Origin of the sequence: Nostoc sp. GT001, assembly GCF_030382115.1 — a bacterium.
Classification (GTDB): domain Bacteria; phylum Cyanobacteriota; class Cyanobacteriia; order Cyanobacteriales; family Nostocaceae; genus Nostoc.
The window spans coordinates 2,359,858-2,374,090 of the sequence record NZ_JAUDRJ010000003.1; the positions used below are offsets into that span (position 1 = coordinate 2,359,858).

Consider the following 14,233-nt stretch of genomic DNA (forward strand, 5'->3'; position numbering starts at 1 on the left):
ACAGCTAGTGTCCTATAGAGTGTCTGGATCTACGCCCATAGCCCGTAGCCTTTCTGCTAGTAATTGGGTGCGTTGTTCTGCTTGTTCAGCACGTTGTCGTTCCTGTTCGGCGCGTTCATCTCCAGTCAATAAAACATTCCCATCTTGGTAACACCAGCGTAACCAATGATCCTGTCTGCCTTCAAATTCACCTTCCCACAGAATTACACCTAAACCAACTTGTTCTAACCAAATTTCTGAGGTTTCAAAGTAGCGTGTTCCCCTAAGTTCATAAACACGTAGTACTTTTTCTCCTAATTGCTGATTTGGGTCATATACGATGTAGTAACTAGCCCGCATGTGTTCATAAATTTTCAGTTTTTTGCCAAGTTCATCACCTTCTTGATTAGAGACAATTTCAAGGACAACTTCTGGAGGTTTGCCAAAACGCCAAACCATATAACAACGATTTTGTTTTTCCCACCAATTTTGAGGTACTTGCACATCTAAGCTGAGAAAAACGTCAGGTACAATTGCGGGTTGACCGTCTGTATGGTAAATCCCGACATTGGCTGCTGCTAAAAAAGTCTGCGGCTGTAGAGAAGTATAAAGAGAGCCAACCAACAGGCGTTGTTGTTTTTCCGAAGCAAAATTGTCCACAGGTGTATCATCTTCAGTGACTAGTTGGTTGGCATCTGGCACATAGTAATCATCATTATTGATTAGAACTTCCTGAACCATGATTTTGTCCAGTATTTGAAAGCGTTATTTCTAGGTTAGTTCATTGGGGATGAGAGGATGCAAGTTAGCCAAAAATAGTGGACACACTATTTTTGGCTTTAGGAGATGATTGTGCCATTATTGACAATAAGAGGTTTGTGTTAGTACGAAAATAAAAGGTAGGCAAACTAAATGACCAAGGGCTTGAGGCCATTCCAGGAGGGGGACAAGTGGGGCTACAAAAATCAAAAAGGACAAGTAGTTATTCCACCTCTGTTTGATGAGGCTGGAAAATTTTTCAATGGAATAGCACAAGTAAAGCTTGGTCATAAAGTTGACTACATCGACCAGATGGGGACGATGATTCTTCAGTCACAGTTTGATAAGCCTGAAAGATTTTCTTATGAGGTAACGCGATTTGAAGTTAGCAACAAAAGTGTTTATAGAGAGATTATCACGATTCCGTTTCAGTTTGAAAAAGTGGAAGACGTTGCATTAGGTTTAGAGCGATTTAAGAATGGTGAAAAGTATGGATATAAAGATAAGAGAGGGCAAATAATCATACCTCCTAAATTTACTCAGGCTTGGCAGTTTGCAGAAGGTCTAGCACTGATAAAGATTGACTACAAGTGGGGCTATATCAATTCATTAGGGCAGATAGTCATCAACTGTCAATTTGATTGGGCTGAGAGCTTTTCCCAAGGTCTAGCACGAGTAAAGATTGGCAAGAAATACGGCTACATAGATTTATCAGGACGAGTTATTATACCATCCAATTTTGATTACGTAGATAGATTTTCGGAATGCCTGGCAGCAGTTAAAATTGCCTATAAATGGGGCTATATTGACTTATCAGGGCAGGTAATAATCTCTCCTCAGTTTGATGGTGCTGACAAGTTTTTTAAAGGGCAAGCACGAGTCAGAATTGGCAAAAATCATAAATATATTGACCATACAGGTCACATGGTCAATTCTCCCAACTCTAATTTTTTAAAAGATATAGAGATAGATACATCACTAAAAAAAGAATTAAGAGATGAGAAGTCAGAACTTACAACAGAGGAAGAAGATAGAATTTAAAATATAGTAATTACAGCTATACTAACCAGCCTGGAACATCTACCTTGAACTTTAAAAAATTATGCTTACCCAAGATAAAAAACAACGTAACTGGAAGCCCATTCTCAAAGCATTCGAGGGTGTCCTTGGCAAAAATGGTGTGGTGCAACGCCGCGAAGAACTCATTACATATGAATGCGATGGTTTAACTGGTTATCGCCAACGTCCCGCTGTGGTGGTTTTACCCAGAACTACAGAACAAGTTGCCCAAGTTGTGAAAATATGCAATCAATATTCAATACCTTTCATAGCACGCGGTTCTGGTACTGGTCTATCTGGCGGCGCTTTACCAGTAGAAGATTCTGTTCTAATTGTTACCTCATTAATGCGGCAAATCCTCAGCATTGATTTAGAAAATCAACGGACAGTTGTACAACCAGGGGTGATTAATAGTTGGGTAACACAAGCTGTAAGTGGTGCTGGTTTTTACTACGCTCCTGACCCTTCTAGCCAAATTATCTGCTCGATTGGGGGCAACATTGCGGAAAATTCTGGTGGCGTACATTGTCTAAAATACGGTGTTACTACTAACCACGTTTTAGGATTAAAAATTGTCACGCCGGAAGGAGATATTATCGATATGGGCGGACAAATTCCAGAAATGCCTGGTTATGATTTAACAGGTGTTTTTGTTGGTTCTGAAGGCACTTTAGGAATTGCCACAGAAATTACTTTGCGAATTCTCAAAAGTGCTGAATCAATTTGTGTACTATTGGCAGATTTTACAAGTATTGAAGCTGCTGGAGCAACTGTTTCTGACATCATCAGTGCCGGGATTATTCCTGGTGGTATGGAAATGATGGACAACTTTAGCATCAATGCAGTTGAAGATGTTGTAGCAACTAATTGTTATCCCCGCGATGCTACTGCTATTTTGCTAATAGAAATTGACGGTTTAGAAGTGGAAGTTGCAGGGAATAAGCAGCGAGTTACCGAAATTTGTAAAAAGAATGGGGCGCGGAATGTCACTTCTGCTACTGACCCAGAAACTCGTTTGAAATTATGGAAAGGGCGCAAAGCTGCTTTTGCTGCTGCTGGACATTTAAGCCCAGATTATTATGTACAAGATGGTGTAATTCCTCGGACTCAGTTGCCTTATGTTTTACATGAAATTGAGGCATTAAGTAAACAATACGGTTATCGGGTTGCTAATGTATTTCATGCTGGCGATGGCAATCTTCATCCGCTAATTCTTTATGATAATTCTGTGCATGGAGCATTAGAGCAAGTAGAAGAGATGGGTGGAAAAATTCTTAAACTTTGTGTCCAAGTCGGTGGTAGTATTTCTGGTGAACATGGCATCGGTGCAGAGAAAAGGTGTTATATGCCACAGATGTTTAGCCAAGTTGATTTAGAAACTATGCAATGGGTACGGCAAGTTTTTAATCCTAAAGGGTTAGCAAATCCTGAAAAGATATTCCCCACACCACGAACTTGTGGTGAAGCAGCAAATGCATCGGCACTAAAACAATTTGAAGGTGTGGAAAGATTTTAAGCAGAAAGGAGTTAGGAGTTAGGAGTCATAATTTATCAGGTTTTGGTATTGTTAAGTAGATTCATAACCAAAATTTCCTCCGTATTGTTTCAACTATTCTGACCTCTAACTCCTGAGTTCTGAGTTCTGACTCCTGAATTCTGAATCATCATTTCTTTACATCATCCGGAGGATTACAACTTTATTTTGTAGTTATATACATATTCCGATCGCACTAGGTCACGCTTACAAATGAATCGGGTTGCTCGCCGTTGTGTTGCTTACTTGCTGTGTTTGGGATTAGTAGTCGCTTTAACAGGTTTTTTACCTTCTTCACTGCCAGTTTATTCCCAAAAAACCAGTCCTTTAACTACAGAAATTCGCGGCGTTTGGCTTACTAATGTTGCTAGTGGTGTACTATTTGTCCCTTGGGGTATTAACCGTGCCATAAATCAATTATCGACTCTCAACTTTAATACGATTTATCCTGTAGTTTGGAACCGAGGACATACTTTTTACAAGAGTACTGTAGCCAAAATAACTACAGGATCAGAAACTCAACCTTTGCTTAACTTCATGCACGGTGGACAGGATGTTTTAGCAAAAATAGTAACACTTGCCAAAAATAAAGATTTGAGAGTCATTCCCTGGTTTGAATACGGGTTCATGACGCCGCATTATTCACAATTAGCAAGGCGTTATCCTGACTGGTTGACAATTGGGCAAGAAGGTATAAACTCTATTCAAGATGCTCCACCAGAAGAAATCGACAATCTTTTAATAACTAAACAAGCTTGGTTGAATCCCTTACATCCACAAGTACAAGAGTTTATTCAAGGGTTAATTTTAGAAGTAGTAAGGGATTATGATGTGGATGGTATTCAGCTTGATGACCATTTTGGGATGCCTGTACAGTTCGGCTACGATCGCTTCACTATTGAACTATACCAGCAAGAACATCAAGGCAAAAGTCCCCCTACCGACCCTTTTAACCCAGAATGGATGCGGTGGCGGGCAGATAAAATTACTGATTTTATGGCAGAAATCTATCAAGCTGTGAAGGCAGTTAAGCCCAAAATCAAAATATCTCTGTCTCCCAACTATCAAGCTTTTGCTTATAAATACTATTTGCAAGATTGGGAAAATTGGGTAAAAAAAGGTTTAGTTAATGAGTTAATTTTGCAGGTGTATCGAAACGACAAAAAGTCTTTTATCGCTCAATTGGAACAACCATCTATAAAATTGGCTCAAAGTCTAATTCCTGTAGGTATTGGTATATCCACAGGAACGGTAGGTAATCCGGTGAAAATGGCACAAGTTAGAGAACAGGTTCAGGTAGTACGCGATCGCAATTTTGATGGTATCTCCTTTTTCTACTGGGAGAGTCTGTGGGGTTACATCGTACCGGAATCACCACAACAGCGACGCAAAGGTTTTTTTGAGATGTTTAATGCAAAAACTGTCAGACTATTACAAACAAAGAAACTTTGATGCCATTCGCGCCTAACAATACTAGATTTGGCTTTACGTTGCTGTGGACTTTAGCTACTTTTGGCGGATTTTTATTGAGTTTACTCTTAATTGAAGTCGGCGAAAAGCCAGATGTTGGGGTGGTAGAGGCTGCTATTGGCGGATTTGCGATCGCACTTCCTCAAGGTTGTCTTCTCAAACAACCTATATTTTGTATCAGGTGGATTTTGTCAAGTCTTTTGGGTTGGAGTATTATCACTGCGATCGGTATTGGTGCTGTGGGTTGGATTGTACCTAGCACTCAGATTCTTCCCGTGAGAATCTTGTCAGGGGCGGTTTATGGAGCTTTTGGCGGTTTGGGGATTGGATTAGCACAATGGTTAGCAATTCCCCAGCCTGTAGCATGGCGATGGATATTTGTTTCTGCGGCAAGTTGGGCTGTTGCTGTCCCTGTGGGTTCTGCTGTGGGAACAATCTGGCGCTACTTAAGCCAGTTATTTTTAGGTGAAGTCATCGGATTAGGAATCACTTGGCTGCTGGTTGGTATCCTCACAGGAATCAATGCTTACAAATTGCGATTGTAAGTTGCCACAGACGCGAGCGCATTTTTATTAAGAATTATAAATTTAATTCATGTATACTGAGGTTTGCACTTAGATATATGCAACAATCTTGAAAAACCGTTAAAAAATTTCAGTAAGTTTGCCCTAACCTGCAAATGTATTTTCACCTTCAAAAAGCAGGATTTTGTTAAGCTGACTCCTATTAGCTTTCCTAGATTTCTGACAAGAAGTAGAGAAAGATCAAAATTTCGATGAGCAACAGCTGACAATACTTTGCTATAGGCGCTAAAGTGCATCTACTACAAGCTTAACGACAAAAGAGCGCCTAGAAGAGTCAGTAATACAAGAGTGGGACTCTCGCATGAATATAAATCCAGTGGAATCAACTATGGAGTTGACAAAATTATCGCCACCTCAAATTCTTTTTGGCACAGAAGTAGATGAAAAAAGTAGTAGCGAGCAGTTTCTACTCAGCATGTATGATTCTGTACAGGCATCAATATTTGTAGTTGATGTTTTGGAGGATGGAGATTTTCAATATGTGGCCCTTAATCCCACTCATGAACGGTGGATAGGGATTCGCTCAGACGATCTCCGGGGCAAAAAGCCAGAGGATATCCTCTCTGCTATTGATGCTGCAAAGGTGCGTCAACATTATGTGGACTGTGTAAGCTTCGGCACAACTATTTCTTACGAACAATGTTTGCAATTCCAGGGAGTTCCTACTTGGTGGAGTACGACTCTCACGCCACTAAAAGATTCTAACTCCAAGGTTTATCGATTGATTGGTACTAGTAGTAATATTACCTCTGTGAAGCAAGCAGAGCAAGCAGTTGGACTCCAGGTTGAACGAGAACAACTACTAGAAGCGATCGCTGGACGGATTCACCAATCTGTAAAATTAGAGACAATTCTGCATCAGACTACAATTGAACTGCGACAGTTTTTGAATTGCGATCGCGTGTTAATTTATCGCTTCGAGACTGATGGTAGTGGAGTAATCATTGCCGAATCAACTGTAGCTGCCAGCGATCCACTGTTGGGAAAAAACATCACCGATCCCTGCTTCAGTGGCAAACATCCAGAACACTACGGACGAGGTTGCATTCAAGTTGTTGAAGATATTTATGCAGCCGGCTTGCATCCTTGCCATATAGATTTCCTGACATCTTTGCAGATAAGAGCCAATCTCGTCGTGCCGATTTTCCAAGAGCAAGATATGTGGGGACTATTGATTGCCCAGCATTGCCGTGAATCGCGTCAATGGCAGCAAACGGAAACTGACTTGCTCAAGCAGTTGGCAACTCAAATCGGTATTGCAGTCCAACAGGCAGAACTTCATCAGCAACTCCAGGATCTCAAAGCCAAGATGGAGTTGCAAAAACAGAAACATCTAAATCAGTTGCAGCAGGTGCGAAACTTTGAAGCCTTGGTGCGACGCATGACAGAACAAATCCGCGACAGTCTGGATCAAACTCAGGTGTTGCAGACACTTACCCAGGAATTAGCAAAGTTACTAAACCTTGAGCGTTGCCAAATTGAACTCTACAGTACCTGCCAAACTCTAGTTACTATTGCTTACGAATACAGCATTAATTTGCCCCAATGTCAAGGATTAACCAAACAGATTGCAGACTATCTTGAAGTTTATCAGCCGCTGTTGCAAAAACAACCATTGCAATTTTTGGAAATGGCCTCGGAATGGCAACCAAATTTGCTAGTTATGTCTCAGATGGCTTGTCCAATTTTCGATACTCAAGGGATTTTGGGAAATATTTGGTTGACAAGACCATCACAAGAGGCTTTTGACGAATTTGAAATTGAGCTAATGCAGCAGGTAGCAAATGAATGTGCGATCGCCATTCGTCAAGCCCAGCTTTACAAACAAAACCAGGTACAGGTAAAAGAACTAGAAAAAAGCGATCGCCTCAAAAACCAATTTCTCAGAACCCTGTCCCAAGAACTGCGGACACCCATAACAAGCATTAGCCTTGCAGTCCAAACTCTCGAAAGTGTCCTCACACCAGCAGAAATATCAGAAATAGAAATAGTGCCGCAACTCTTGCAGATTCTGCATAACGAGTGTGGGCGAGAAAGCAAGTTAATTAACGACCTACTCACACTCACATATCTCGAAGCCGAACCCGATCCTCCAACCTTGATTGCCATTGACTTTCAAAGCTGGCTTCATCCCATTATCGAGTCTTTTCGAGACCTCACCAACTGCCAGCGACAGCAGTTAAACCTGACTGTCGATCGGGCGCTGCCGCCTTTGGAGACAGATATCACTGATTTGGAGCGGATTGTCACCGAACTGCTCAACCATGCCTGCAAATATACCCCAGCCGGGGAAGCGATCGCAGTCTCTGCTCAGTTGATCGGGGATACAGTCGAGCTTAATATTACCAATTCGGGAATAGAGCTTACCAGCAATGAACTCTCGCGGATTTTTGAACCTTTCTATCACCTTTCCAAACACGACCCTTGGAAACATAGCGGCACAGGGCTGGAATTGGCATTAGTGCAAAAAATGGTCAGACATTTAGGCGGCTCAATTTATGTAGAGAGTGCAGCAGGTCAAACCACCTTCACTGTCAAATTCCCCTTTTAATTCCTTTTTTGGGCATAGCACTAGCTAAATTGTCAAAAGTTATGCTACCATTGTTATTCGTGTGGGTGACTAGCTCAACGGTAGAGCAGTAGACTCTTAATCTATTGGTTGCGGGTTCGATTCCCTCGTCACCCACTCTCTTCAGCCCTTCAGAATTTACCCTTGCCTAAATCGAGCAAGTACCAACCTTTTAAAGCCCCTATTTTCGGGGATAAATACCAGTAAACCTTTGACTAATTTAACTAAAAATCTCCCTTGCTCTTAGCAGTCTAGTGGAATGTATTGCTTGTCCACTGGACGTTTAGAATGTGACGAAATAGAGATTATACTTACTTCTGTTTCTTCTTGGGATTAGTCAAATCCAAGTTTAAAAAATCCATCTTCTGGTAGGGCTTGCATAATGAAGTAAATTGCAAGTCCTACGGCAGTAATTGCTATAACAGGTAAAAAAACTTCAAAAATCAAGGTTAAGTTTAAAGCATCCATGAGAGTGATTTTGTCGGTCATTCTTAACGTGCTGCGAATCAATTTTCTTTAAACCTAAAATTTTTATTAAATATAGTTTGAATGTCTTAACTGTCTTAACTGTCCTTGTATCTTTTTCTCATGAGTGATAATTTATTCTGTGTATTTATCTATACGTAGAAAGATCATGAAAAGTATCACCAGAATTACACGACTGATTCTAGTGTTTTTGGCATTTTGGCGTTGCATAATGGCGGTATGAATCATACTGAAACTGGAACATCCCAAAACTTGAGATAGTGAAGTAGCAATCGAATCGAGTATTTCAGCATTTGTGCTGATTTGGAATAACATAGCGTTTTTCGATGCAATCGAGCGAGATAGTGGCGCAACCGGGTGTTTTCCCCCTCAACTCGTGTCATGTAAGTCTTGCTCACAATCTGAGTCGCCCTCTGGAATAAAGCCTGGATAGACCAACCATCCATCCGTGACATAGAAATAGCACTGCCAAGTACCTACAATATCCCATAACGGTCGAAAAGTTTCGGCGCTATGGTCGCCCAAAACCCACGCTAAAATACCTTGTGTGAAGTGGTTCACTGCTGTCCAAAGCCAAACTTTGTTTTTTTTGAGCCGACGAACGTTTCTAGTTCATCGAGTTCGCCAACTTCTGGAATTGTCTCTGGATCATAAACATCAGGTAGCAGTTCTCCTACAAGTTTTACCCAAGTAATCAATGTCGTGTGATGCACACCTTTGACCCGTTCAATGCCACGAAATCCCATACCATTAACGTACATTTTCAGGCATTCCCGTTTCACTTCATCACTGTATCCTTGAGGTGGTTCGTACCGATCAATAAATTGGCGATCGCAATTACAGCAAATGTGATTCTGTTTACCTCTTTTATTTCCGTTCTTACGGATATGAGACGACCCACAACGCGGACATTCCATCCAGTTTTACCTCAATTCATACCGCCATTATGCAACGCCTAGCATTTTTTGTAAGTAGCTTGACATTCTTGTTTACTCCACAAGCATTCGCTCAAGAAAATTGTGAAAAAATCATTAATCAAGGAGCTGCAACTGTTGAAAATGGATGGTTTACTCAAGAAGCACCAACAATAGGTTGGTACAAAGGAAATATTACTACAGATGTAAAATATGATGTCTGTACACCAACTTACGTTATAAGAATAAATGGGAATGATTGGAATAAACTTGTATCTGAAGGAAAACTAGATGGTTTTCGATATGAAGCATATAAATATGCTGAGAAAGACGGAAATTATCAAAATTTCTTATTCAGACAAATCAAAGATAAAGCACCAGTAACAATTACAGCGGCACAATTTAGAGAGTAATAACTACGCCTAGACTCAGGATAATGTCCGCGCTCATTTGCTGCTAATAACTGATATTTTCCACCAATTAATTTACAGCGTATTTCAGGTAAATGAAGTACATGGGTAGGGGCACAACATGTTGTGCCCCTACCATCATCTGTACTTCACCTTGGCGTAGCCTCTGTCTGCGACGCGCTGCGCGAACGTAGAGAAGTTGCAATCTGCTGTATAAACCAATACGGTTCAGTTAAGGCTAAAACTCTTTATCAAAGTCAATTTTTTTAACGAACCGCAGAGGCACAGAGGGAACAGAGAGAGGAAAACAATGCTTAACTGAACCGTATTGCTGTATAAACTTCTACACTTGCTTCTAAATCGCAAAGACCGATGATTTATCGCATCTCTTGCCTGAACTGAACACTATTGACTCTCAACTAATCTCAAAGTACACGCAGTAAGCTGGGAATGCTTTCAATCGCTGAGAAATTCTGAATTTCTGCCAAAGCTTGCCTAAAATTGCCTTCTCGCACATCATGGGTAACAACTACAATCTCTGCTAGTTCTCCTTGAAAGCCAGTTTGGACAATTGACTCTAAGCTAACGCCATAGTTGCCAAAGCAAGTCCCCAATTTACCGATAACTCCAGGTTGGTCATTGGTGAGGAAACGGGCGTAAAATCGAGTTATCAATTCTGCCATCGGTGCAATTTGGCAATATTCTTGATGCCCACAAGCTAATAATGGATTTGTAACTGCTGTATTAGTTTTGAGGACAGCAACTAAATTCAAAATATCTGACGTGACAGCACTGGCGGTTGCACCAGCACCAGCACCGGGGCCAAAAAACATTACTTGCCCGATGGGTTCTCCTTCGACAAGAATGGCATTGTAAACCCCATTGATGCTAGCCAAAGGATGAGCTTGAGGCACTAAAGTAGGATGAACTCTGACGGAAAGGGGGGATGAGGGAGTATCACGTTTAGCGATCGCTAACAATTTAATCACAAATCCCAATTTTTCGGCGTAAGCAATATCTGTTTTGCTGACTTGCCGAATCCCCTCAGTATAAACATCTTGGAGGTTGATGCGTCCACCAAAGCCTAATGATGCCAGGATGGCAATTTTATCAGCTGCGTCTAAGCCATCCACATCGGCAGTGGGGTCAGCCTCAGCATAACCCAAACGTTGGGCATCAGCTAAGACATCATTAAAGTTGCTGCCTTCTGTTTGCATCCGTGTCAGGATGTAGTTTGTTGTACCGTTAACAATGCCAGTTACAGTATGAATTCGGTTAACACTTAAAGACTGCTTCAAAGGTTGAATCACCGGAATCCCACCACCCACGGCGGCTTCTAGCATGACGTAGACGCCAGCTTGATTAGCAGTTGTGAAAATTTCCGCTCCGAAGCGGGCGATCGCTGCTTTATTGGCTGTGACTACATGCTTACCATTACTTAAAGCTTTGAGAATTAGCGATCGCGCTTACTCCAGTCCGCCCATCACTTCGACAACTATATCTACCGCTGGATCGTTGACAATAGAATCTAAATCTGTAGTTAAGACTTCCGTAGACAATTCTACTGCACGGGGTTTATCTAGCGATCGCACTCCCACCCGATAAATTTCTATCTCTTGCAACAATGGGTGACGCCCAGCGCTATCTTGCAACAACTGCACTGTTCCCGTTCCCACGGTGCCTAATCCCAGTATTCCTAGTTTCACACCCACAAATTTTGCACCCAATTTATTTTTTAGTGCTGAGTGCTGAGTGCTGAGTGCTGAGTAGTAACAAGTATTATTTAGTACTCTACTCTTCAGAACTGAGAACTCTTGCCTCAGCTATTTACAATATTCATAACAAAACAATTGTAGGTAGAGCGTTTGCCCTACCTACTGATTATCCTGCTTCCTTTGTCATTTGTCCTTTGTCCTTCGTCCTTTGTCTAAAACTAATGACTAATGACCAATGACTAACTTAATAGGTTTCTACGTGCCAGCGATGAGCTTTCTTGAGTTGCTTCTGGTAATCACTCCAGGTTACGCCTTCTTTAGCAGCAGCAGTTGTTAAGGCTGCATCAATACCTTCTTCCATACCCCGCAAACCGCAGATGTAGGTGTGGGTTTTTTCGTTTTTAATCAACTGCCACAATTCATCTGCATGTTCCGCTACGCGGTCTTGGATGTACATTCTACCGCCTTGGGGATTTTTTTGTTCCCGGCTGATGGCAGCAGTCAGACGGAAGTTATCAGGATATTTTTGTTGAATTTCTTCCAGTTCTTCCTTATATAAGAGGTTTGGAGTTGTGGGAACACCAAATATTAGCCAAGAGAATCCTTTAAATTGGTATTCTGGGTTAGCTGCTCTTTCTGCATCTTTAAACTGACGCCACAGATAAGCCCGCATCGGGGCAATACCCGTTCCAGTTGCCAACATGATGACATTAGCTTCGGGATCTTCGGGTAACAACATTTCCTTACCCACAGGCCCAGTAATTTTTATCTCTGCCCCTGGTTCTAAGAAACACAGGTGTGTAGAGCAAACACCGTAGACTGTTTCGCCAGTTTCTGGGTGCTTATATTCTAATTGACGGACGCACAGTGATACTGTCTTATCATCCACATCATCGCCATGACGAGTTGAGGCGATGGAATAGAGTCTCAGTTTTTCTGGCTTGCCGTTCTTGTCTAATCCTGGTGGGATAATCCCAATACTTTGACCTTCTATATACTTCAAATCCCCGGCGGAAATGTCAAATTTGAGGTGTTGAACAATACCAATACCACCTTCTTTGACTAGCGGTTCATTAGATATTACCTTGCCAATAAACGGAGCATTGGGACGGTAAGTGTTAACAGGAACGTCACCGTGGTCTTTTTTGGCTTTCGCTTGAGTCATGGTGTTGCCTTTCTTGTCCTTATTCTTGAGCTGTTCTTCAGCTGGTGGTTTAGCAAAACCTTTGGTTTCACTATGAGTATTTACAGGTGTGGCTTTACCATTCCCTTCACTGTTAGCAGTTTCCCCAGATGTAGCTAACTCGCTGACAACGCTTGTAGCACTTCCAAATGAGGCTTGACCATTAACTGGCTGTAGCGCAGTTACAGGCTGGATGCTAACAATTGTGCCGCCTAGACGAGTGATACGTCGCATTTCTTGATTCATGCGGTTGTAAGGCACTCTGATGAACACACTGCCACTTTTCCGAATTGGGTAGTTAGTTTGATCGGTTTCTTCACTCTGACGCAAACCCACTACTTCATAAAGGAAGATGCGGCTACCTAATTCTGTGTTGGCAGCACCCTCAACAGCACCTTGATTGTACATTCGTTCTACCACTCCGATAATTTACTTAACCGTTTTTCAAAAAAAACTATTCCCATCCCATGCCAGCTTTAGTTTACCGGATTTTCGTTTCACAAAACTGGCCCTGAAGGAAAAACGGCATCATTAAATTAATGCCTTGCTAAGTACACTCACCAAAGACATGCAGGCATAGCAAAAAACACACCTGTTCACCTTCTAAGGTAAAGGAGAAGTCTTGTGGAGAATGTTAATAATGAATCAATTTAATCTTTTTTTCGTTAACTACCACCCCCATCAGGGAGATAGCTTTTTACCTTAGTACCCTATGAACAACTCACAATATCACAATAGTAGATATTCTCGGAGGGCTACTTTGAGCGGTAGCTTCCACCGCTCTATTTACCTCCAAAAGCTTCCCTTGTGCTTGCTTACTCCAGGGGTTTAAATCGGAGAATGCCAAGAAAGGAAGGTTTTCTTCCGATTGGTTTTACTTCTCCAAATCTACTACTCTTCTGGAATGTTGTTAGCTATCTTCATTACCTATCTATGGACAATTACATAACTAGGACAACTCCAGCCACAAATATCACGAGATGGACAATGATAATTTAAGCAACTGTAATTAGTTTTACTTGATGTGAAAAATCTGTCAACCTTGCATCAGTACTTTGCCATAACGTCAACGCTTCTATATGAGCATATTCATAAATTTACAGCCAACAATTTGGGTAATGTAAGTTATTTCCTCATTCGTTGGATAGATTTTTGCTTTGAATATATTAAGTATTGTCGAGCAGGAATTACAATTTAGGAACATTAGAAAATTTGCGGCAATTTTGCGGCAATAATAAATTATACTTTATAGTCTTGATTCTATAGAGTCACAAGTAGCAGACTGATAAAGGTGCAACGCTGATGAGCAGTGCTGATCCCCATTTTTAAATTAACAACTAAATTAACAAAAAAATGATTGAGGAACCACGCTAATTCTTCTTGACAGCAATCTTGTATGGGATACCCCCTTCTGTTAAAATCAAATATATCACTAGGATTAAATACTTACTAGGCACCAACATTCAGGCTAGTCCGACGAGTAGCAACTTAATTACTTTGTTGCCTACCCGCTTGGTGTCTTATAGATGTGCTAGGTAGCAAGAACGCAGGATAAACCAAAGGGGTAAACT

At 41.3% G+C, this 14,233-nt stretch carries 12 protein-coding genes, 1 tRNA gene and 1 pseudogene; 7 read left to right on the plus strand and 7 right to left on the minus strand.

What is annotated here, in order from left to right; translation table 11 throughout:
- Positions 1–12: 12 nt before the first annotated feature.
- Positions 13–720: a Uma2 family endonuclease gene (locus QUD05_RS12955; RefSeq protein WP_289796412.1), complete on the minus strand. Its 708-nt coding sequence runs from the start codon at positions 718–720 to the stop codon at positions 13–15.
- A 171-nt stretch (positions 721–891) separates the two neighbouring features.
- On the opposite strand from QUD05_RS12955, the gene QUD05_RS12960 reads away from it, so the two are divergent.
- The 6 genes from QUD05_RS12960 (at position 892) to QUD05_RS12985 (ending at position 8,071) form a co-directional block, all read left to right on the plus strand.
- Positions 892–1,779 (plus strand): WG repeat-containing protein, encoded by an 888-nt coding sequence (locus tag QUD05_RS12960; RefSeq protein ID WP_289796413.1) that lies wholly within the window; start codon positions 892–894, stop codon positions 1,777–1,779.
- Between the two features lie 61 nt (positions 1,780–1,840).
- Positions 1,841–3,313, plus strand: a complete 1,473-nt coding sequence (gene glcD / locus QUD05_RS12965; protein WP_289796414.1) for a glycolate oxidase subunit GlcD — start codon at positions 1,841–1,843, stop codon at positions 3,311–3,313.
- Between the two features lie 231 nt (positions 3,314–3,544).
- Complete coding sequence (locus tag QUD05_RS12970) at positions 3,545–4,783, plus strand: glycoside hydrolase family 10-like protein (protein ID WP_289796415.1); 1,239 nt, start codon at positions 3,545–3,547, stop codon at positions 4,781–4,783.
- Entirely contained in the window at positions 4,783–5,346 is a 564-nt protein-coding gene (locus tag QUD05_RS12975) for a hypothetical protein (protein WP_289796416.1), read from the plus strand. The genes QUD05_RS12970 and QUD05_RS12975 overlap by 1 nt, the downstream gene beginning before the upstream one ends.
- A gap of 340 nt (positions 5,347–5,686) precedes the next feature.
- Positions 5,687–7,936 (plus strand): sensor histidine kinase, encoded by a 2,250-nt coding sequence (locus QUD05_RS12980; protein ID WP_289796417.1) that lies wholly within the window; start codon positions 5,687–5,689, stop codon positions 7,934–7,936.
- A 63-nt stretch (positions 7,937–7,999) separates the two neighbouring features.
- A tRNA-Lys gene (locus QUD05_RS12985) sits at positions 8,000–8,071 on the plus strand.
- A 216-nt stretch (positions 8,072–8,287) separates the two neighbouring features.
- Here QUD05_RS12985 and QUD05_RS12990 read toward each other — a convergent pair.
- The 4 genes from QUD05_RS12990 to QUD05_RS34390 all read right to left on the minus strand — a co-directional run bounded on the left by QUD05_RS12990 (position 8,288) and on the right by QUD05_RS34390 (position 9,357).
- Positions 8,288–8,443 carry a hypothetical protein gene (locus QUD05_RS12990; RefSeq protein ID WP_289796418.1) on the minus strand — a complete coding sequence of 52 codons (156 nt, stop codon included), beginning with the start codon at positions 8,441–8,443 and terminating at the stop codon, positions 8,288–8,290.
- A 221-nt stretch (positions 8,444–8,664) separates the two neighbouring features.
- A complete protein-coding gene (locus QUD05_RS34380; RefSeq protein WP_502911391.1) occupies positions 8,665–8,823 on the minus strand; it encodes an IS1 family transposase in 159 nt (52 codons plus the stop codon).
- Positions 8,810–9,001 (minus strand): hypothetical protein, encoded by a 192-nt coding sequence (locus QUD05_RS34385; RefSeq protein ID WP_502911392.1) that lies wholly within the window; start codon positions 8,999–9,001, stop codon positions 8,810–8,812. The genes QUD05_RS34380 and QUD05_RS34385 overlap by 14 nt, the downstream gene beginning before the upstream one ends.
- Positions 8,998–9,357, minus strand: a complete 360-nt coding sequence (locus QUD05_RS34390; protein WP_502911393.1) for an IS1 family transposase — start codon at positions 9,355–9,357, stop codon at positions 8,998–9,000. Before QUD05_RS34390 ends, QUD05_RS34385 begins: the two co-directional genes overlap by 4 nt.
- A 29-nt stretch (positions 9,358–9,386) precedes the next feature.
- On the opposite strand from QUD05_RS34390, the gene QUD05_RS13000 reads away from it, so the two are divergent.
- Positions 9,387–9,767: a hypothetical protein gene (locus QUD05_RS13000; protein ID WP_289796419.1), complete on the plus strand. Its 381-nt coding sequence runs from the start codon at positions 9,387–9,389 to the stop codon at positions 9,765–9,767.
- 422 nt (positions 9,768–10,189) lie between these two features.
- On the opposite strand, the pseudogene QUD05_RS13005 reads toward QUD05_RS13000, so the two are convergent.
- Positions 10,190–11,476 (minus strand): annotated as a pseudogene (locus QUD05_RS13005) (homoserine dehydrogenase).
- 247 nt (positions 11,477–11,723) lie between these two features.
- Positions 11,724–13,070: a bifunctional rod-capping linker CpcD/ferredoxin--NADP reductase PetH gene (gene cpcD/petH, locus QUD05_RS13010; RefSeq protein WP_289799952.1), complete on the minus strand. Its 1,347-nt coding sequence runs from the start codon at positions 13,068–13,070 to the stop codon at positions 11,724–11,726.
- Positions 13,071–14,233: the final 1,163 nt, after the last annotated feature.

What these genes read in the sequence shown, in the direction of transcription:
- QUD05_RS13000 (WP_289796419.1), top strand. Translation starts at nt 9,387, where the DNA reads ATGCAACGCCTAGCATTTTTTGTAAGTAGCTTGACATTCTTGTTTACT.
- QUD05_RS12990 (WP_289796418.1), bottom strand. Translation starts at nt 8,443, where the DNA reads ATGACCGACAAAATCACTCTCATGGATGCTTTAAACTTAACCTTGATT.
- glcD (WP_289796414.1), top strand. Translation starts at nt 1,841, where the DNA reads ATGCTTACCCAAGATAAAAAACAACGTAACTGGAAGCCCATTCTCAAA.
- QUD05_RS12980 (WP_289796417.1), top strand. Translation starts at nt 5,687, where the DNA reads ATGAATATAAATCCAGTGGAATCAACTATGGAGTTGACAAAATTATCG.
- QUD05_RS12970 (WP_289796415.1), top strand. Translation starts at nt 3,545, where the DNA reads ATGAATCGGGTTGCTCGCCGTTGTGTTGCTTACTTGCTGTGTTTGGGA.
- QUD05_RS34390 (WP_502911393.1), bottom strand. Translation starts at nt 9,357, where the DNA reads ATGGAATGTCCGCGTTGTGGGTCGTCTCATATCCGTAAGAACGGAAAT.
- cpcD/petH (WP_289799952.1), bottom strand. Translation starts at nt 13,070, where the DNA reads ATGTACAATCAAGGTGCTGTTGAGGGTGCTGCCAACACAGAATTAGGT.
- QUD05_RS12975 (WP_289796416.1), top strand. Translation starts at nt 4,783, where the DNA reads ATGCCATTCGCGCCTAACAATACTAGATTTGGCTTTACGTTGCTGTGG.
- QUD05_RS12960 (WP_289796413.1), top strand. Translation starts at nt 892, where the DNA reads ATGACCAAGGGCTTGAGGCCATTCCAGGAGGGGGACAAGTGGGGCTAC.
- QUD05_RS12955 (WP_289796412.1), bottom strand. Translation starts at nt 720, where the DNA reads ATGGTTCAGGAAGTTCTAATCAATAATGATGATTACTATGTGCCAGAT.
- QUD05_RS34380 (WP_502911391.1), bottom strand. Translation starts at nt 8,823, where the DNA reads ATGACACGAGTTGAGGGGGAAAACACCCGGTTGCGCCACTATCTCGCT.